Raw genomic sequence first — 20,411 nt, forward strand, 5'->3', positions numbered from 1 at the left:
GAAAATAGTGTTTGTTAATGCTTGTTTTATAGATCAAAATCTTTTGATAGATAATAGTGAAGAAACAAATTGGCATGTTCATAGCAAATATAAAAATAGCTTTAATATTCAAGATGAAAGGAAACAAACGTTAGTGGTCGTTACGACCACTAACTATCCTTTTATGCCAAACGGTATTTATTTGGAAGCAGTTGATTTCTCACGATTATTAGGAACAGTTGAAATCGGAGAGACAATAACTTGGAAACAAAATAGCTTACATTTTTCTAAGAATCATCTATTTTTGATGCATGGAAAGACGTATTCATCAGTTGTAGAAATAACACAGAAGATATGTAAAGCGAGTCAAGAAAAGCTATTTTCGTATACAAATACAATACTCAAAGAAACTGGCAGTCAGAATACTCTAGCTCAATTTATCGAAGCAAGACATCCGTTTAGTGAAGCCATTCAATTATTATGTCAAGAAGAGAGTATACAGCAAAAAAAGGGTCTGAATTTTCTTTTAGGCAGAGGGGCAGGACTAACGCCGTCTGGTGATGATATGATCGTGGGGCATCTCGCTGCACGGTTCTTATTAAAAAAGGAACACCCAATATTAACGAACTTACTTACTGAACTGTTAACAGAGCAGTCTTTAACGACAGATATCAGCAAGCATTATTTGTTGTGCGCAATATCAGGTCGTTTTAGTGAGCCAGTCCTAAGATTGGTAGCGGTATTAATGTCAGAAAGTAAAGAAGAACAAATTGAAAGTATTGTAAAATCGGTCATTGCTGTAGGTCATACATCAGGTGTTGATTTATTAGCAGGTTTTTTAACAACAATCAAAGTACTTAGCGCTAGCTGAAGGAGGATTTTTATGGCAAATCGTGTCGTAATCGCATTGGGAGGCAATGCAATTTTAAAACCAAATCAAGAAGCAACACTAGAGGTACAATTAGAAAATGTTAAAGTCAGTGCAGAACTGGTTGCGAAAATAGAAGAAATCGATTATGAAATCGTTTTAACTCACGGGAATGGTCCGCAAGTTGGAAATATTTTAAGACAAAATGAGGAAGCAAAAGATGTTGTTCCGCCATTTCCTTTAGATGTTTGTAATGCAGAATCTCAAGGGTTTATTGGATATATGTTGGAACAAAGTTTGAAAAATTCATTAGAAACAAAAGGATTGACGAGCAATGTAATCACGTTATTGACTCAAACTGAAGTGTCGGCTGATGATGAAGCATTCAATCATCCAAACAAACCAATCGGAATTTTTTATTCTGAAGAAGAAGCTAAAAAAATGGAACAAGAAAAAAATTGGGTGATGATGGAAGATGCTGGCCGTGGTTACCGCCGCGTTGTTCCGTCTCCACAACCAAAAGCTATTCATGGTGTAGATGCAATTGTTAATTTACTAAACAGAAATACAATCGTAATCGCAGGCGGAGGCGGGGGAATTCCAGTTGTCCGTGATCAAGATGGGTTATTAAAAGGAATCGAAGCAGTGATTGACAAAGACCGTACGGGTAAAAAACTTGCAGAACAAATCGATGCGAATGTCTTTATGATGCTGACAGATGTAAGCAATGTTTATATCAATTATGGTAAAGAAAATCAAGAGAAACTAGAAACAATTTCCGTAAAACAAGCGCAACAATATATGGATGAAGGTCATTTTGCAGATGGTAGTATGGGACCTAAGATGGAAGCGGCAATCGGATTTGCATCACAAGGTAAAACAGCCATTATTTGTTCTTTAGAAGAAGCTGATCAAGCTTTATTAGGAAGAGCAGGAACAAGAATTACAGGTTAAATAGTTGTAAAAAGAAGTTGAAAGAAACGATTTAAGTTTCTTTCAACTTCTTCTTTTATTGATGTTGGTTCGAACGTTCAGACAGCTCCAAAGCTAAACGTAAATTTAGACTATTTGTTGGGTCTTGAATATTTTTACCAAGTAATTTTGCACAATGATCGATTCTATATTTGATTGTATTTCGGTGCAAATACATTTCCTTTGCAGTTTTTGATATTTCACATTGAAAACTTAAATAACATTGCAACGTTTTACGAAGTTCAATGAACGAATCTTCAACAGGATAAGCGAGCTCTTTTAAAGTCGTTTCACAGAAATAGTGAATATCCTCAAGACTCATTTTTTCAAATAGACTTTTCATTCCTTTCGGGTGATAACGATGGGTTAATGGTACATTCGTCATCGTCAACATTTCTTCATACGCAGTTTTGGCTTCAATGAAAGAGCTGGCGATTTGTTCGATTGTTTCATATAAATTACCTAAAGCAAATGTTAAAGTTATTGGAAGTTTTTCAGATAATTCTAAAGATAGTTCACTTAAAATTTTTTCTAAGTCTTCTACTCTACTTTGGATCAAAATCGCTAAATGATTTGTATTCTTTACCTTGAAGATACTAATATGTTTAATTCTAGGTGGCAATGTTTCTGACAGCCATTGAAAAGCAACGTCACTTTCTTCTTGTTGGTATTTAATCTTGGTCGCAGTTGTTATAGTTTGATTGCAAACGGCGTAGACAACTTGATACTGTGTGCTTTTCTTTAAGCCGTAGTTTGTACCTAAATCAAGCCAATCACGTCTAGACTGATGAGGCGTTTGTTGATATTCAATTAGTTGACTCAAAAAGTCACTTTTGAGAAAATCAAGAGACTCCTGAACTTTTTGATTTTTATACAACATAAATGATAAAACTAAACAAGCCTGTTCAACAGCAAATTCTGACATCGGATATGGAACTTGTTGTGGGTTTAAAATCAGCAAGTAATGTGGGAAATAGCTGTTTACAGTAACTGAGAATCCAGCAATTTGTAAAGGTTCTTGATTTAAATCTTTGATCATAAAGGATGCATGACTATCTTCGTTCCAATTAGAATACTTACTGACAAGCTGTTCAACATAATACTCTGCTGGTTTTGACGTTTGGGTAAAATGTTTGGAATGAGCAATTACTTTACGATACGGACTTAATAAAATGACAGGTGTGTTAATCATTTTGCCAAAATCAGCAATGAATCGAGCGATGCTAACATCATGGATCAGTAAATTAGAAAAACGTTTTTGAATGTCTAAAGCATAGCTGAGTTGTTCTGTTTTGGTATCCCATAAATAATTTAGTAGTTGATGTAATAATGCACCTAATGGTTGAGTACTCGGAACTTGTACAACTGGAAAATCGATCTTATTTGCATAAGCTACTACTTCAGGATCAATCGTTTCGATGAATCGGCCGACTTTTATCCCAATACCTGCTGCTTCTTGTTCCTTTAAAGAATCAATTAAACGGATCAACTCCTCTTGGTTATCTTTATAAACCATTGCAGTTGTTAAAAGGAAAATCTTTTTTGGAACAAAATTAGCTACATCGGGTGTTTCAGAAATTTCAATACTTTCAACAATCGTATTGGCTTTTGATGGATGAGTTAGTAATTTTAAATCAGAAAATCTTGGTATTTTTAATAAATCTTCTAAAGTAGTCAAATGGATTTCCTCCTAATAGTAAAAGCTGAATAAGCTTGTGTAGGTTTAATAAAAAATAAGCAAGTGGTATTCTATTACAAGTATGGCTTATTTTATCTTAAGATGGTAAAGAGTCATACCAAATACATCTTGCTTTGTTGGAAACTTATTTCATTTTTATGCCAAATGATGATCATGTTGGTATTGGTTATCTCTATTCTAAATGATAGCGTATGCAGATTCAAGAAAGGTTTGTATAAAGTAACTGAAAATTCTATTTTTTTATTCAAAAGTGACAATGACTTTTTTGGATATAAGGGTAGGATGAAATTAAAACGGAAAAGAGGAGATAGTTATGTTTTCAGAAATATCAGTACCGAGTAGAACAATCATGACACCAGGACCAGTTGAGGCTCATCCTGTAGCCTTAAGAGCGATGTCAGCTTCAATTTTAGGCCAGTTTGATCCAGCTTTTCTAACAATTATGGATGAAGTAAAGGAAATGATCAAGATTCCTTTTGGAACCAAAAATGAACAAGCTTTTGCAATCGACGGAACATCACGTTCTGGATTAGAGGCTGCTTTGATAGCGTTGATTGAGCCGGGCGATAAAGTTTTAATTCCGGTATATGGGCGTTTTGCGTACCTTCTAGGAGAAATTTGTGAACGTGCAAAAGCGGAGATCCATTATTTGGAAAAAGAATGGGACGCGCCTTTTGAACAAGAAACTGTAATCGAAGCTATTGAAAAAGTACAACCGAAAATTGTAGCAATGGTTCATGGAGAAACCGCTAACGGTCAAATGCAAGCTATGGAAAAAATCGGTAAACACTGTAAAGAAAATGATGTTTTCTTTGTTGTAGATATGGTAGCAACATATGGTGGTGTGCCACTAGAAGTTGATGCGTGGGGAGTCGATATTGCAATTGCAGGAACGCAAAAATGTGTGAGTGTTCCTTCTGGTTTATCTTTGATCACATATAATGACCGAGTAGAAAAAGTTTTAACGAGTCGTTATCAAAAAGAATTAGGTTTAAGTAAAGATATTCGTAATGAGAATCATATTAGCAGTAATTACCTTGATTTAAGCCAATTACAACGTTATTGGAGTGAAGAACGAATCAACCATCATACTGAAGCAACAAGCATGATCTATGGCTTGCATGAGGGGCTTAGAATGATGATTACCGAAGGAATGGATAAGGTTTATGCTAGACATGCACAAAACGATCAAGCCATCGTTGCGGGGATAAAAGCGATGGGACTTGGATTTTATGGCGATTTAACGACAAAAATGCCGACTGTTACACCAATTATGATTCCAGCTGGAATTGATGGGGAAAAAGTTCGTGCACTTATGTTGGATGAGTTCGGTGTTGAAATCGCATCTTCTTTTGGAGCACTTCAAGGAAAAGTTTGGCGTATCGGAAATATGGGGTACAGCAGTAGAAAATCAAATGTACTTCACGTATTGTCTGCATTAGAAGGGGCACTTAATTATTATGGGGCAGAGATTGTGAAAGGTGAGGCTGTGAAAGCTGCACTAAATATTTACAAAAAATAAGAACATGCAAATTGTTTGTGTGAAAGAACAAGTGATTGTTCGTTTTGCACAAACTTTTTGACAAGTTTGTGAAAAATAATGATGCGTGAAAATTTGCCACCGCTTACAATTGATAATGAATAAGAAGTTATTTGATATAGGTTTGAGAGAAAATTGCACAAACATTTTTTTGATCCTATCTATAAAAAATAACATATGGAGGAAAAGACATGGATGCAAAAAGTAAGGGTTCAGGAATGGATTATTGGAAAAAAATTGTTATTTTGTTATGTGCTGGTTGGGTAACGATCTGGGTTTATCGTTCAGCTTTGTCACCTGCTTATCCGCAAATCAATGCTTCACTTGGCGGAAATATCACAGATACAGCATTAGGCTTTATTTCTACTTGTTACTTCTTTGGATATGTAGCAATGCAGATTCCAGCAGGATTTTTAGTTGATAAAATCGGAAAGAAAAAAGTACTGATTCCTGGTTTTATCGTTTTTGGTCTAGCTGCGTTATTGATTTCTCAAGCAACAAATATTCAAATGATTTACGTTGGTAGTGTTTTAGCTGGTTTAGGCTGTGGCTCTTTTTATGGCTCAGCATATTCATTAACTTCTCAAAATATTCCACGCGAAAAAAGAAGTTTTTCTACAGCTATCGTAAATAGTGGATCAGCTGTTGGTTCTGGTCTAGGCTTGATTTTATCTAGTTTCTTAGTTGTTCAATTGAAATTTCCATGGCAAACAATGATGTACATTTCTGTAGCATTGATTGCTGTAATGTTGGTAGCATTTGTTGCAATTATTCGTAATAATAAAGAAGATGCTGAATTCTTAGCACAAACTGAAGCGGCAGAGGCAGCTGAAGCAGCAGCGGCTGCACCAGAAGCCACAGTTGTGGAAAAAGAAAAGGTTTCAATCAAAAAATTATTCTCACCAAAAATGTTATTTGCTTATATTTTATATTTTGCTACTTGTTATGCGTACTATATGACGGTAACTTGGTTACCAAACTTCTTAGGAACAGAACGTGGCTTTGAAGGTGCAGCAATTGGGTTCTCAGCTTCTCTTGTAGCATTTGCTTCAATTCCAGGTGCGTTATTCTTCAGTCGTTTAGCAGATAAGTTTATGCACAAAAAAGTACAATTTATCGTTATTTTAGAATTTTTAGCTGCAGCAATGTTATTACTGACTGTACAAGCAACAAACTCAACATTATTATTAATTGGTTTGATCTTATACGGCTTCTTAGGAAAACTTGCTGTTGAGCCAATTATTATTTCTTGGTTAGGTGAAAATGCGCCTAAAGTTGGTATTGGTACTACATTGGGTGTATTCAATTTCTTCGGAATGATGTCTTCAGTGATTGCACCAACATTAACTGGTTCAATCTCAGATGCCACAGGTTCAAAAGAAATGGGCTTTTACATTTCGGTAATTTTATTAGTAGTAGGTACTGCGCTATTCTTATTAGCGAACTTGAATAAAAAGAAAACAGTCGCTGAATAGGCATCTGTTTTCGTAAAGCAATAAATAATGATGTGTTTAGCTTCTGAGACTAAATATAGTGGATAGAACTTAAACACATCATATTTTTTAGATAAAAGCTATGTATAAAAAAAATAGAATTTTTGGAATTTTAGTGTATGTAAGCGCTTAAAAGGAGGCGAAATGATGGAAAACCAAGATTATCAAATCACAGAAGATGAACTTCAACGTTATCGAGAGCGTGGTTATAATGAAGATATGCTTCCAAAACCCTTATCTAAAAGGACGATGGGAAAAATGAACTATTTTACGTTGTGGATGGGTTCAGTACATAACATACCGAATTACACTGCTGTAGGAGGATTTCTCTTTTTAGGACTTTCTCCGATCAATATAATGCTGGCTTTAGTCCTTAGTGCATTGGCAGTTGCGCTATTTATGACCTATAATGGTCGTGCAGGTTCAAAATATGGCATTCCATTTGCGATTCATCTAAGATCGACCTATGGGGATATTGGTGCAAAACTGCCAGGATTTCTAAGAGGGTGTGTCGCGGCAATTGCTTGGTTTGGGTTGCAAAACTATACGGGGTCACTAGCACTATTGATTTTGATTGGGAAAATCTGGCCAGGGTTTTTATCTCTAGGTGGTGATACAGTGATCTTGGGGATTTCTATTCCTGGGTTGATTGCTTTTACGATTTTTTGGCTCGTAAACATGCTGATTGGTTTTGGCGGAGGAAAAATTCTTAATAAATTCACTGCTATTTTGAGTCCGCTGATTTACATTGTATTCGGCGGTATGGCAATTTGGGCAATCGTTGCAGCAGGCGGTTTAGGCCCGATTTTATCTTATGATGTCACAGGGGCGACACATAATATTTCACCCGTATTTGTTTATTTCATGATTATTAATTCAGTTTTGGCTGTTTGGGCAGCACCAGGTGCAAGTGTTTCAGACTTTACGCAAAATGCAAAATCAACCAAAGATCAAACTGTTGGACAGACAGCTAGTTTTCTAGTTGGATATGGGATATTTGCTTTTTCAAGTGTTGTGATTTTAATTGGTGGTTCTATCCGTTATGGCATTCAGGAATGGAATATTCTCAATATTGTAGATCGTTGGGATAATTCTTTTGCTATTATTGTTGCGATGTTAGTATTTTTATTAACAACTGTATCGACAAATGCAACAGGAAATATTATTCCGGCTGCATATCAACTGTGTGCTTTATTTCCTAAGAAAATCGATTATAAAAAAGGTGTATTACTTGCTAGCATAATCAGCTTTTTGATTATGCCATGGAAATTAATGGAAAATGCTGATAGCATTTTTATCTTCTTGAATACGATTGGTGCAGTATTAGGACCAGTTGCAGGAACAATGATTGCCAGTTACTATTTTGTCCAAAAACAAAAAATCGATTTGAATCAGTTGTATATGGATCAAAATGCAGACAATCGTAACAATTTATATAAAGGTTTGAATAAACCGGCATATGTTGCAACTGTAGTCGCGTTAGTTATTTGCTTGAGTGGTAATTTTATTCCCGCTTTAAAAGTAGTATCAGATATCTCTTGGATTTCTGGCTTTGTATCAGCTTTTGTTTTATATTTGCTATTAAGAAAAATTTTTGATAAAAAATAATAAGCTTTTGGCTCAATTTCTTAGAGAGGCTGAAATATGTCAGATTTTACATATTTTGTTCTATCCAAGCGAAGAGGTCCATGATGCTTTTAAATTTAGGAGGAAAATAAATGTGTTATGATTTAGTCATCAAAAACGGTTTAGTGATTCTGGAGTCGGGAGAAGTCAAAACAGATGTTGCTGTAAAAAATGGAGTCATCGCTGCAATTGGGAATGATCTTGGTACGGCAGATAAAGTCATTGATGCAACTGGTTTAGTTGTAAGCCCAGGTATGGTGGATGCACATGTCCACATTACAGATCCTGGTGGTGGTTACCGTGATCAGTGGGAAGGCTACATTACTGGGACAGCTTCTTGTGCCAAAGGTGGCGTTACTTCATTTATGGAGATGCCATTAAATCAAGTACCAGCAACAGTAGATGGTGAATCATTGGAGATTAAGTATACTGCTGGAAAAGGGAAATTAAAGTCGGATGTAGGTTCCTTCGGTGGCTTAGTTCCATTTAATCTTACTGGTGGGATTCAAGAATTAGATGATGGTGGAGTAGCTGCCTACAAATGCTTTATGGCCACTTGCGGTGATCGTAGTATTGATGGTGACTTTATGAATGTGGATGATTATTCACTTTACGAAGGAATGAAACAAGTTGCTAAAACTGGGAAAGTTTTGGCGATTCATGCGGAAAATGCAGCAATCACAGATAAACTAGGAGAAATTGCGTATAAAAATGGCGAAACGACACTAAAAGCTTATGTGGCTAGCCGTCCGGTGTTCACTGAAGTTGAACCAATCCGTAGAGCGATTTTATTTGCAAAAGAAACTGGATGTCGGATCCATATTTGTCATATTGCTTGTCCAGAAGGTGTGGAAGAAGTAACTAAAGCTAGAAGAGCAGGCGTTGATGTTACGTGTGAAACGTGTACACATTATCTTTACTTTGATACAGATGAATTAGATGCGATTGGACCTGTTGTAAAATGTTCACCGCCAATCCGTGATAAGAAAAACCAAAATGGTATGTGGGAAAAAGTTTTAGCGGGAGAAATCGATTTTGTAACATCTGATCACTCACCATGTACGCCAGACTTAAAAGAGAAAGAAAATGCCTTTGAAGCATGGGGTGGGATTTCTGGTGTTCAAAATAATGTAGATGTTCTCTTTGATGAAGGGGTTCAAAAGCGAGGTATGTCATTAAAACAATTTGCGGATATCATTGCTGCAAATCCAGCTGATCGTTATGATTTAGATCAAAAAGGTAGAATCAGTGTTGGGAAAGATGCTGACTTTGTTTTGATTAAACCAAATGCACCTTACACATTAAAAGCAGAAGATTTAGAATACCGCAACAAGATCAGTCCATATATTGGGCGTGAAATTGGGGCGCAAGCTGTGCAAACCGTTTTAAGAGGTCACGTTATCTATACAAAAGAGGAAGGTGTTTCTTCTGATTTTGTCGGGGCATTTATCAAAAAGTAAGTAAATAAAGGAAGAAGGTCAGACATGAAAATGCTCATTTTTATTGTCTGATCATTCTTGCCGTTGTGAAAATTAATCAGGGATGCGATTCATTTGGTGATTTGACGTAATAAAGGAGAGCGTGAATGATGGATGAAGAGAAAAGACTAAGTGGGCGGACGCCTTATTGGAAACAGATTATTTATATTTTAACGATTGGTTGGATCGTTATTTGGATCTATCGAACAGTCTTGACCCCGATTTATCCAATCATTAGTGATTATTTTGGTGGTGCGACAGATGCACAGTTAGGCCACATTTCAAGTTTCTATTTTTTAGGTTATGTCTGTATGCAAATTCCTTCAGGTTTGCTAGTTGATAGGTTAGGGAAAAAGCAGATTTTGATTCCTGGTTTTTTATTGTTTGGGATAGGTGCGCTAATTGTTGGTTTAGCACAAAATATTGGCATTGTATTTATTGGGAGTGTTTTAGCAGGTCTCGGTTGTGGGACGTATTATGGAGTTGCTTATTCATTGACTGCGGAATATGTGCCTGTGTCGAAACGAAGTTTGTCCACTGCGGTGATCAATAGTGGGACAGCAATAGGGAGTGGGTTAGGGTTGATTTCCTCTAGTTATTTAGTGGGAACAGGGGTGTTACCTTGGCAAGCGTTGATTTTTGCTACAATCCTGTTGATTTTATTATCGATTTTGATGTTTTCCCGCTATATTCGTTTAGAGAAACCAAAAAAGAAAAAGCTCGTTAGCGAAGCAACAGAAGTAAAAGAGCGAACGTCGATCAAGGCATTGTTTAAACCGCGAATGATTTCAGCTTATATCCTTTACTTCTCCACGTTGTACACCTACTATTTGATTGACACATGGCTGCCTAATTTTTTAGAAACAGAGAAAGGATTTTCTGGAACGTCAGTTGGTCTTGCGTCGTCTCTGGTATTTTTTACTGCGATACCCGGTGCTTTGATTTTCAGTAGGATTGCTGATGGAATTCCTAAGAAAAAAGTGCAGCTTATTATTTTACTTGAAGTATTAGCAGCCAGTGTATTATTTTTAACTGTTACAACAACAAACCAAACAATTTTAGTGATCGGGATTATGGCGTATGGTTTTTTTGGAAAGCTAGCGGTTGAACCCATTATTATATCTTGGTTAGGCGAAGGAGCGCCAAGAGGAAGTGTTGCCACTATGTATGGTTTTTTTAATTTTTTTGGTATGTCTGCATCAGTGATTGTACCATCACTCACAGGAAAAATTTCTGATATTACGGGTTCAAAAATTTATGCATTTTATTTAGCGATTTTGATTATAGGAGTGGGAACGTTACTATTTTATTTGATTAATCGCATTATTGTAGATGAAAATCGATCTATCGACAATCGATGAAAAACAGCTCACTTCTTTCAATTCAGAAAAATTAAAAGAAGTGAGCTGTTTTTTGTTGTTTAAATTGAACTTTATATTTTAAAAGTATATTAGATGAAGTCTGCCTCTATTTTCGTTATACTTATCTAAAGGAGCGAGGTGAGGCAATTGAAAAAAACAAAGAAAATATATATGGTATCGTATCAGGCTGGTTTTTCTTTAGAAGAGTTGAAACAGACTATTTTTGATTGGTTAAGCTTTTTGCGGATTGTCTCGATACCTGAAAGTTATCGTTTCAATGATGAAGAAGCACTGTTATTTGAACTTCAGCCCATCATCAAGAGAATTCAGCAACTCACAGAAGAAGAAAATTTATGGATTAAGATAAACAGTCGGGATGGAGAATTTCAACTTCATATTTCTGCGTTAAGTCTTCATGAACGAACGATACTAGATGGAGCAATCTATTTTGCGAATCAAGGAATGATTGAAGATTATTGTGACACTCGAATGATTAAAAATGGGGTTTACGGTTCAATTCGTCCATTAGATGAATTCCTATACAATAATGTAGAGAAACTTGAAAAAAGAACCTTTGAGACTGCGAATGAAATTGCCAAACTGCCTAAACGATATAATAGTGAAAAGGCTGTGATAGTTGACTGTAATCAACTAGCTGGCTACGATATTTATTATAAAGGTTTATGTCTGACGTCATGTTGGAAAATGTATTATTCAAGTTTGTACTTTCATCTTATCCCAGAATCTATTTTTCTAGAAATCCAGCAAGTAGAATCTGTTGAAACATTGGACAATCAAGTGATCAAAGTGACACTTTTTAAACATCCATTTAATTGGGATATGCCTGTTAATCAAAAATATCAGCGATTATTTAGAGATCAGATGGGCTTTGATCAATTAGCGTGGAACAATGGAACGGGAGTATTACGACAACCGTACATCGAATATGCTTTCGTGGCAGATACAATTCAAACCGTTCAATATCAAAATGGTTATTATCAGCCGGTTGAAAAGAAAAATGCAACGTATTTTGTCACAAGAAGTTATGATAAACTGCATCAAAAATATAGGGTAAATCGCACTAGAGGAGTCTTGAATGCCCAAGCTTATTTTCCTTGGATCGATGAGAAGAGCCGGAAGATGATGAATTATCGAGTGTTAGATCCTAAAATGGCTATTGATGATGGGCTTTCGGCCTATGAATTTTATATCCGACAATTTCTAGAAATCGATGTTTTGGACAAAAAATATGATGATTTTGTTTCAGTTTTGCGCTTTTATTTACCAAAAGAAGCAATCTCACAAATTCCGTTAGAAGCTTTATGGGAAAAATTGTTTGATGTAAATATTAGCAATCTAAAACAGAAAGAAGCATCGACTCGTTTTGACTTGAACAAAGCTAAGAATCATTTAAGGGTAGTATTTTTGGATTCAAGCAATTTGGCTACAATTAGTCAAACGATGGATATAAGTGAATAATGAAGTGATAACATACAGTTTGAAGGGGCCAAGAAGAACTCAAAGAGTTGTTTCTCAGCCCCTTCACTATATTCAATTCGTTATTCTGTCGCCATCGATAACGAGTTTTGCGCCTGTTACAAAGCTGGATTCGTCACAAGAGAGATAAATAATACCATTTACGATATCTTCTGGTTTTCCTAAATAAGGGAACTGAATCGACTTTTTATAATCAGGTCTGATTTTTGGAAAAGTGGTTTCTATAATGGGAGTATCAATAATACCAGGACAAATTGAATTGACACGGATATTATGGTTGGCATACTCAAAGGCAACATCTAGTGACAGAGAGCGAATAACATCTTGGACAGCTGCATAAGGACTGGAAGTAGGGAGATCCACCAATCCTTCAACGGTTGAAACATTGATAATCGAACCACCACCATTTTTTATCATAGAAGGGATGACCTCATTTAGACCATATACAAAACTGTTTATATCGATACCTTGAATTTTTTTACAATCGTCAAGTGACAACTCTAAACTCATTTTTGGAGAAGAAATACCAGCAGTATTGACTAAAATGTCGATTTTACCATAGGAAGCTATCACGTCAGAGATGACATTTTTCCAACTAACTCTAGAACTGACATCGTGTTGATAGGCAGATATGATTCCACCAGTTTGAGTTACAGCAGAAATGAGAGGGGAAAGTTTATCCAACTGTTTTCCTGTACAAACAATAATTGCGCCTTCTTCAGCTGCTGATTTGGCAGTTGTGCTACCAATACGGCTATGAGCTTCTGTAATCAACATTACTTTACCTAATAATCTATTCATAAAAAAACCGCTATAATGAACTGTCATTATAGTTATCCTTTCTGATTATTCTAAACAATCGTTGCCTTTTCTACTAAAGAAATTTTAACTTGTAAAGTATGTCTATTTCTCATGCTTTAGTTTAATATAAATTTTTTTATTACGCCAATGATATAGACGAAATAATGTCCTATATTAAAAACCTCAAATGAAAGAGAACGAAGTCTCTAACATTTGAGGTTTAGCAAACAGATTATTTAAAAGAAAATTATTAAGCAACTGGTTTTTTAACGATACCTAGAATTACAGCAGAAACAATTGCGCCAATTGCGATAAATACTAGGTATAGAAGTGGGTGACTTAGTAATAATGCTACGAACACACCACCGTGAGGAGCCAATAAACGGATACCAAAACCACCAACTAATCCTCCAGCTAATGCTGAACCTACGACGAAACTTGGAATAACACGTAAAGGATCGGCTGCTGCAAAAGGAATTGCACCTTCTGTAACGAAGGATAATCCCATTACTAAGTTAGTCAAACCAGCATCTTTTTGATCTTTCGTAAATTTATTTTTGAAAATCAATGTTGCAATGAAAATGGCTAACGGAGGAACCATCCCACCGGCCATAACAGAGGCCATAATAATACTACCGCCTTCTGTAACCGTTGCAGCGATTGAAGCAGTCCCAAATACGTAAGCCGCTTTATTGATCGGACCACCTAAGTCAATTGCCATCATACCACCAAGCAATGCACCTAAAAGTGCAGCATTAGTTCCATCTAAACTTAATAAGAAACCATTTAAACCATCATTGATGACCTTCATTGGTACATTGACTAAAAGCATCAAGCCACCTGTAATCAATAAACCAAAAACTGGATAAAATAAAATTGTTTTGATCCCATCAAGTGATTTAGGTAACCCTTTGAAGAGTTTTTTCAAGAAAAGAATGACGTATCCAGCCAAGAACCCGCCGATCAATGCGCCTAGGAAACCAGCACCACCAGTGTTTGCTAATGCACCAGCTGCGAAGCCGACAATCAATCCTGGTCGATCTGCAATACTTGAAGCGATAAATCCTGCTAAAACAGGTAACATAAAGCCGAATGCAGCACCACCAATTTGATTGAACCAAGAAGCTGCCTCATTATAATTACCAAGCATACTTAATTGATCTTGAGGGACCCCGATAAATTGATCGATCATAAATGAAAGAGCTATGGCAATTCCGCCACCGATAACGAATGGCAACATATGGGATACACCATTCATCAAGTCTTTGTAAATTCTTGAACCGATAGAACCTTCTGCAGAACTAGATTCTTCATTACTATCTGACTCAGAACTGTGGAAAGTTGGTGCGGTACCGCTAGTTGCTAGAGTAATCAATTCTTCTGTTTTACGAATCCCATCACTAACAGGGCGGTTTACTAATTCCTTGCCATCGAAACGATTCATCTCAACTTTTTTATCAGCTGCTACGATGACGCCATCAGCACGAGCAATATCTTCGGCTGTCAATCGATTTTTAATTCCCTCAGAACCATTTGTTTCGACTTTGATCTCAACGCCCATTTCCTTTGCTTTTTTCTTTAAAGCATCTTCAGCCATATAAGTGTGGGCGATACCAGTTGGGCACGCTGTAACAGCAACGACAAATTTACGGTTTGTATCGTGTGTATTTTTAGTCGCTTCGTCCAGTTTTTCTTGTTTCTCTTCGGCTTCTTTAGCTTCTTCCGCAGATTGAAATAGATTTTGAACGTCTTCTGGTGTTTTTGTATCTTTTAATTTTGCTACAAAATCAGGATCAATCAGTAGGCGAGATAAGGCAGCTAAGGCTTGTAAATGAGTATCATTAGCGCCTTCTGGAGCTGCAATCATGAAGAACAAGTATGTTGGTTGTCCGTCTAATGCTTCATACTCAACACCAGAATGGCTTTTTGCAAATAGAACAGTTGCTTCTTTAACTGCACTATTCTTAGCATGTGGCATAGCGATGCCATCGCCAAGGCCAGTGGAAGTTTGTGCTTCACGAGCAAGAATACCTTCTTTGTATGTTTCGATATCAGAAATTCTACCACCATCGTACATTTTTTGGACCATTTCATCGATTGCGCCTTTTTTGTCAGTCGCTTGCAAATCCATGATCATCACGTCTTTGACTAATAAGTCTTTGATGTTCATTGTTTTTCCTCCTAATTTTAAAAGCTGGTTCATGTCATTCGATAATGTCTAATAAGGTTACCTTATTTGTTCAATTTCAACTTCTGAAATCAACTCGTCGATTAAATCGATTGAAGCCAAATCATCTGAAAAAGCTGTAGCACTGCCACATGCAATGCCCCATTTAAAGGCTTCAACAGGATCATTATTTTTAGCAAACGTTCCTACAAAGCCAGCGATCATTGAGTCGCCAGCGCCAACCGAATTTTTTAAAGGTCTTTTTAGTACATTTGACTGATAAATCCCATCTTTGGTGAATAATAACGCACCATCACCGGCCATTGAGATGATCACATGTTTCGCACCATCTTCTAACAAACGTTCTCCAAAGGGTAAGATGTCCTCTGTCGATTGAAACTCGACATCAAACAATTCAGCTAATTCATGATTGTTTGGTTTGATAAGTAAAGGTTTTTGCGGTAATGCATTTAGTAAGTCTTTGCCAGTTGTATCAATAACAAACTCTGCTTTTTTATCTTTAATGATTTGAATCAGTTCTTCGTAAAAACCTGCACGTAAGGTTGCAGGTGTGCTTCCTGATAAAACAACAATATCACCAGCTGAAATCATACTTAGTGTTTCTTTCAAGCTTTGCATTTCTTCGTTGCAGATATTTGGACCTAAGCCATTGATTTCCGTTTCTGTTTCTGATTTTAGTTTGATATTGATTCGTGTATCTTCTTGAACGGTTGTAAAGTGTGTCTTAATTTGTTCTTTTGCCAACCAATCTGAAATAAAAGTTCCCGTAAAGCCGCCTAAAAATCCAAGTGCCGTCGATTCCGCATGGATTCTTTTCAAAATTCTGGAAACATTGATGCCTTTACCACCAGGTAATTTAAAATCATTCGTCATTCGATTTAAATCACCAAGTTTAAGACCTTCAACATGAACGATAAAATCAATTGAAGGGTTTAATGTTACTGTGTAGATCATTTTACAGCCTCCTTGATTGTTGTTTTTTTCTGAAATTGTTCAAGTAACTCTGTTGAACATTCATCTGTGAGTATAATGACATCCTCAAGTTCAGTTACCTTTGTAAAGGTTACTTTATTCAATTTTGTTTGATCTATCAAAACATATGCTTCTTCTGCTTGCGTGATAGCTAAACGTTTTAGAGCGGCCTCCTCAGGGTCTGGTGTTGTTAAACCAAATTCAAGATGGACGCCGTTCATTCCCATAAAGACTTTATTGAAACGAAAATGACTAAGCTGTTCCATGCCAGTAGAACCTACGATTGCTTTTGTCGAAAGCTTTAGCAAGCCGCCAAGAATAATAGTATTGATATTTAAATCACCTAATTTTGCAGCATGGTGGACAGAATTCGTCACGACTGTGATGTTTTTACCTATTAAAAAAGGAAGCATTTCTAAAGTGGTCGATCCTGCATCCAAATAAATAACGTCACCATCATGAACATAAGTTGTTGCTAGTTTAGCAATTGCTTGTTTTTTTTGAGTGTTTTTGACTGATTTTTCAGTCATATCTTGTTCGAAGCCTAAATTTAAAATTCGTTTGGCACCACCATGAACACGTTCTAATAAATCCGCATCTTCTAATTCTTGTAAATCCCGACGTATCGTTGATTCTGAAGCGTTTAGTAGTGTGGATAGTTCCTGAGACTTAACGACTGATTGTTGATCCAATAAACGTAAAATTGCTTGATGTCTTTCTTCTGTAAGCATTTTCAACCCTCTTTTCATTGATTATAATAGCACATATGAAATACAGATGCAATCAAAAACGGTCAGAAACATTCAAAATCAGTTTAAAACAATCATGACAGGAGTAAAATAGCGAGAATTCTATTAGTTGACAAAGATGTTTGATCTTTGGCTTAATGAAGTAAGGGGAAATCGGAGGGATAAGTATGAACAATCGTACAATATTGCAAGGATTTGAATGGTATCTACCTGCTGATGGTAAACATTGGCGACGTTTAACTGAATTAGCCGAGGAAATACATAGTAAAGGAATCAATGGTATTTGGCTGCCACCAGCGTACAAAGGGGCGAACGGGGTAGAAGATGTTGGCTATGCTCCTTATGATTTGTATGATTTAGGTGAGTTTGATCAAAAAGGGACGATTCCAACTAAATATGGAACAAAAACGGAGTATTTAGAGTGTATCAAATGGTTAAAAGAAAATAGACTAGAGGTTTATGGAGATATTGTGTTTGACCATTTTATGGGAGCTGATGAGGAAGAAAATGTTTCAGCTGTGAAATATCATCCAGATAATCGGAATGAAATAGTAAGTGGGGAAGAAGAAATTTCTGCATGGACGAAATTCACTTTTCCAGGGAGAAAAAAGAAATACAATGATTATACTTGGACGTGGAAAAATTTTTCTGGCGTTGATTATGATGATCGTAGACAAGACCATGGAATTTTCAACTTTGAAGGAAAAGGGTGGGAACAAGATGTTGATAATGAAAATGGTAATTATGACTATTTAATGGGGTGTAATTTGGATATGGAGTACTCTGAGACCGTTGCTCAGTTAAATAAGTGGGGAAAATGGTATCAAGAATTGACGAATCTCGATGGGTATCGTTTAGATGCGGTAAAACACATTCAGTTTAATTACTTTGTTGATTGGTTATTAAATAGAAGAAAAGAGAAGGGGCAGGATTTATTTGTTGTCGGGGAGTATTGGAATGGAGAACTGGAGAAACTTACCAATTATATTGATAGTTCAGGAACGTTGATTTCATTATTTGATGTCCCTTTACATTATCGTTTTTATGATGCAGCAAGCTCAAATGGGCAATATGATATGCGAAAAATTTTTGAAGGAACATTGGCTAAAGAACGTCCAGACTGGGCGGTAACCTTTGTTGATAATCACGATACTCAAAAAGGACAAAGCTTAGAATCGTGGATCAATGGTTGGTTTAAAGTGCACGCGTATGCACTGATTTTACTTCGAAAAGCTGGAACACCAGTTGTTTTTTGGGGTGATTTATTTGGAATTCCTTCTCAAGGGATAGAGGCTGTAGGAAGACCGTTAGAAGTATTGTTAAAAATTCGTGAATGTTTCGCTTACGGCAGTGAAATAGATTATTTTGATGATCCTGATGTCGTCGGCTGGATTAGAACAGGAACCTTTGAACGAGAAGAATCTGGCTTTGCAGTGATAATGACGAATGCTGATGCAGGCGAAAAAAAAATGACAATCAGTGCGATTCATGCAGGAAAAGTATTTGTTGATATATTAGGAAATAATGATGCAAGAGTAACGTTGGATGAAACGGGAGGCGGAACATTTCCTGTGAATGGTGGACAAATTTCTGTTTACGTAACGGAAGAAATTGTCGAAAAAGTGAACCGAGACATCAAACGCTCTGTTTTTGAGACAGATTAGGTGAGAAAGTTAAAAAATAAACGTGACTTCTATTAAAAGAATAATTATACTTAGGAGAGTGTTTAAGTGGTATAAACTACGTAAGCTAGGTGCGAACCCTAAGTGCACATAAAAACACTGAGAGACTCGCACCAATTTTTTGGTGAAATATGGAAGAAAATAACGTTTTTCTCATCTAATTCACATTTTTACCGGAAATTATGGTTGAAAAATGACAGATATGTAAACAGTTTGTCACTTTTCACAGTCTCACTCTTTATTGAGTGAGTGGATTGAAATCAAAAGAAGTTTTAAGAAATGAAATAGGTTCAATAGTCTCACTCTTTATTGAGTGAGTGGATTGAAATGATATAGATAAAATGACTTTATCAAGCAATATTTTGTCTCACTCTTTATTGAGTGAGTGGATTGAAATTTTATTAGGTGCAGATATTTTTAAGGTTATACCGTGTCTCACTCTTTATTGAGTGAGTGGATTGAAATCACACTAATAAAGAATCAAATAATCCTGAGGGGTGGGTCTCACTCTTTATTGAGTGAGTGGATTGAAATCAATAATGCTACTAGTGGTCACTTTATCTCCTTGCGTCTCACTCTTTATTGAGTGAGTGGATTGAAATAAAAATGGCAAGCAAGAAATGGTCGTTGAAAACCGTCTCACTCTTTATTGAGTGAGTGGATTGAAATATTCGTGATGATATTTTCAGGATATACTTTCCCCGCGTCTCACTCTTTATTGAGTGAGTGGATTGAAATAGGCGAACCTGGAGTTACTGCAAAAATACGACTTCGTCTCACTCTTTATTGAGTGAGTGGATTGAAATGAAATACACTTTAGCTATGATCAATTATTTACGTCTCACTCTTTATTGAGTGAGTGGATTGAAATCGATGGTATTCAATATGTTAAGAACTTAATGAAAGTCTCACTCTTTATTGAGTGAGTGGATTGAAATAGATATTTCAACTTGTTGCTTATCAATAAACGCAGCGTCTCACTCTTTATTGAGTGAGTGGATTGAAATTAAAATACTTAGATTTTGATCCATTGTTTTTCCTGTCTCACTCTTTATTGAGTGAGTGGATTGAAATTGTTAAAGGGCATGCAAACTACGCTCCGCATGGGCGTCTCACTCTTTATTGAGTGAGTGGATTGAAATTTTAACCCATCCGAAATTCCCGTTATCCAATTGTTGGTCTCACTCTTTATTGAGTGAGTGGATTGAAATAAGGTGATGTTGACATTATAGGGAAACTGACTGTGTCTCACTCTTTATTGAGTGAGTGGATTGAAATGGAGCATAATATTTAATTGTACACCTGTGCCTGATGTCTCACTCTTTATTGAGTGAGTGGATTGAAATCGGTTTAACTCTGGCGAACCTGGAGTTACTGCTAAGTCTCACTCTTTATTGAGTGAGTTTTTTTATATACTCAATCCCCAAAAAATCAAAAATACAATGCAAAAAATCTATAATAAAACACTATTACTTGTTTTATCCATCGTCCTTAATATAGGATGAT

The 20,411-nt window shown here is 36.2% G+C and carries 14 protein-coding genes and 1 CRISPR repeat array; of the genes, 9 read left to right on the forward strand and 5 right to left on the reverse strand.

Features of this window, described 5'->3' with window-relative positions; translation table 11 throughout:
- Positions 1-7: 7 nt before the first annotated feature.
- Both I586_RS07660 and arcC read left to right on the forward strand, forming a co-directional pair.
- Positions 8-850, forward strand: a complete 843-nt coding sequence (locus I586_RS07660) for an oxamate carbamoyltransferase subunit AllH family protein (RefSeq protein WP_010765721.1) — start codon at positions 8-10, stop codon at positions 848-850.
- Between the two features lie 12 nt (positions 851-862).
- On the forward strand, positions 863-1,801 hold the full coding sequence (gene arcC, locus I586_RS07665) for a carbamate kinase (RefSeq protein ID WP_010765720.1): 939 nt from the start codon (positions 863-865) through the stop codon (positions 1,799-1,801).
- 55 nt (positions 1,802-1,856) lie between these two features.
- On the opposite strand, the gene I586_RS07670 is transcribed toward arcC, so the two are convergent.
- Complete coding sequence (locus tag I586_RS07670; protein ID WP_010765719.1) at positions 1,857-3,497, reverse strand: PucR family transcriptional regulator; 1,641 nt, start codon at positions 3,495-3,497, stop codon at positions 1,857-1,859.
- Positions 3,498-3,831: 334 nt separating this feature from the next.
- Here I586_RS07670 and I586_RS07675 point away from each other — a divergent pair, with 334 nt between their 5' ends.
- From I586_RS07675 to I586_RS07700, 6 genes are all read left to right on the forward strand, one after another.
- A complete protein-coding gene (locus tag I586_RS07675; RefSeq protein ID WP_010765718.1) occupies positions 3,832-5,040 on the forward strand; it encodes a pyridoxal-phosphate-dependent aminotransferase family protein in 1,209 nt (402 codons plus the stop codon).
- A gap of 209 nt (positions 5,041-5,249) precedes the next feature.
- A complete protein-coding gene (locus I586_RS07680; protein ID WP_010765717.1) occupies positions 5,250-6,533 on the forward strand; it encodes an MFS transporter in 1,284 nt (427 codons plus the stop codon).
- A gap of 165 nt (positions 6,534-6,698) precedes the next feature.
- Positions 6,699-8,159, forward strand: a complete 1,461-nt coding sequence (allW, locus tag I586_RS07685) for an allantoin permease (protein ID WP_010765716.1) — start codon at positions 6,699-6,701, stop codon at positions 8,157-8,159.
- A 110-nt stretch (positions 8,160-8,269) separates the two neighbouring features.
- Positions 8,270-9,637, forward strand: coding sequence for an allantoinase AllB (allB, locus tag I586_RS07690; RefSeq protein ID WP_010765715.1), 1,368 nt, complete (start codon positions 8,270-8,272; stop codon positions 9,635-9,637).
- Between the two features lie 128 nt (positions 9,638-9,765).
- Positions 9,766-11,016 (forward strand): MFS transporter, encoded by a 1,251-nt coding sequence (locus I586_RS07695; RefSeq protein ID WP_010765714.1) that lies wholly within the window; start codon positions 9,766-9,768, stop codon positions 11,014-11,016.
- Between the two features lie 138 nt (positions 11,017-11,154).
- Positions 11,155-12,495, forward strand: a complete 1,341-nt coding sequence (locus I586_RS07700) for a hypothetical protein (RefSeq protein ID WP_010765713.1) — start codon at positions 11,155-11,157, stop codon at positions 12,493-12,495.
- 72 nt (positions 12,496-12,567) lie between these two features.
- Here the strand turns inward: I586_RS07700 and I586_RS07705 are convergent, their stop codons facing one another.
- From I586_RS07705 to I586_RS07720, 4 genes are all read right to left on the reverse strand, one after another.
- On the reverse strand, positions 12,568-13,314 hold the full coding sequence (locus I586_RS07705; protein WP_034702225.1) for an SDR family NAD(P)-dependent oxidoreductase: 747 nt from the start codon (positions 13,312-13,314) through the stop codon (positions 12,568-12,570).
- A 250-nt stretch (positions 13,315-13,564) separates the two neighbouring features.
- Positions 13,565-15,484 carry a PTS fructose transporter subunit IIABC gene (locus I586_RS07710; protein WP_010765711.1) on the reverse strand — a complete coding sequence of 640 codons (1,920 nt, stop codon included), beginning with the start codon at positions 15,482-15,484 and terminating at the stop codon, positions 13,565-13,567.
- 57 nt (positions 15,485-15,541) lie between these two features.
- A complete protein-coding gene (gene pfkB, locus I586_RS07715; RefSeq protein WP_010765710.1) occupies positions 15,542-16,456 on the reverse strand; it encodes a 1-phosphofructokinase in 915 nt (304 codons plus the stop codon).
- A complete protein-coding gene (locus I586_RS07720) occupies positions 16,453-17,205 on the reverse strand; it encodes a DeoR/GlpR family DNA-binding transcription regulator (RefSeq protein WP_010765709.1) in 753 nt (250 codons plus the stop codon). Before I586_RS07720 ends, pfkB begins: the two co-directional genes overlap by 4 nt.
- 185 nt (positions 17,206-17,390) lie before the next feature.
- Here I586_RS07720 and I586_RS07725 point away from each other — a divergent pair, with 185 nt between their 5' ends.
- Complete coding sequence (locus tag I586_RS07725) at positions 17,391-18,887, forward strand: alpha-amylase (protein WP_010765708.1); 1,497 nt, start codon at positions 17,391-17,393, stop codon at positions 18,885-18,887.
- Between the two features lie 246 nt (positions 18,888-19,133).
- Positions 19,134-20,319: a CRISPR direct-repeat array (repeat unit 33 nt; unit sequence GTCTCACTCTTTATTGAGTGAGTGGATTGAAAT).
- Positions 20,320-20,411 lie beyond the last annotated feature (92 nt).

Source organism: Enterococcus moraviensis ATCC BAA-383 (genome assembly GCF_000407445.1).
GTDB lineage: Bacteria > Bacillota > Bacilli > Lactobacillales > Enterococcaceae > Enterococcus_L > Enterococcus_L moraviensis.

Bases quoted from the DNA above. Each gene is read 5' to 3' on its own strand.
- I586_RS07695 (WP_010765714.1), top strand. From the start codon at position 9,766: ATGGATGAAGAGAAAAGACTAAGTGGGCGGACGCCTTATTGGAAACAG.
- I586_RS07705 (WP_034702225.1), bottom strand. From the start codon at position 13,314: ATGAATAGATTATTAGGTAAAGTAATGTTGATTACAGAAGCTCATAGC.
- allW (WP_010765716.1), top strand. From the start codon at position 6,699: ATGGAAAACCAAGATTATCAAATCACAGAAGATGAACTTCAACGTTAT.
- allB (WP_010765715.1), top strand. From the start codon at position 8,270: ATGTGTTATGATTTAGTCATCAAAAACGGTTTAGTGATTCTGGAGTCG.
- pfkB (WP_010765710.1), bottom strand. From the start codon at position 16,456: ATGATCTACACAGTAACATTAAACCCTTCAATTGATTTTATCGTTCAT.
- arcC (WP_010765720.1), top strand. From the start codon at position 863: ATGGCAAATCGTGTCGTAATCGCATTGGGAGGCAATGCAATTTTAAAA.
- I586_RS07725 (WP_010765708.1), top strand. From the start codon at position 17,391: ATGAACAATCGTACAATATTGCAAGGATTTGAATGGTATCTACCTGCT.
- I586_RS07675 (WP_010765718.1), top strand. From the start codon at position 3,832: ATGTTTTCAGAAATATCAGTACCGAGTAGAACAATCATGACACCAGGA.
- I586_RS07720 (WP_010765709.1), bottom strand. From the start codon at position 17,205: ATGCTTACAGAAGAAAGACATCAAGCAATTTTACGTTTATTGGATCAA.
- I586_RS07680 (WP_010765717.1), top strand. From the start codon at position 5,250: ATGGATGCAAAAAGTAAGGGTTCAGGAATGGATTATTGGAAAAAAATT.
- I586_RS07710 (WP_010765711.1), bottom strand. From the start codon at position 15,484: ATGAACATCAAAGACTTATTAGTCAAAGACGTGATGATCATGGATTTG.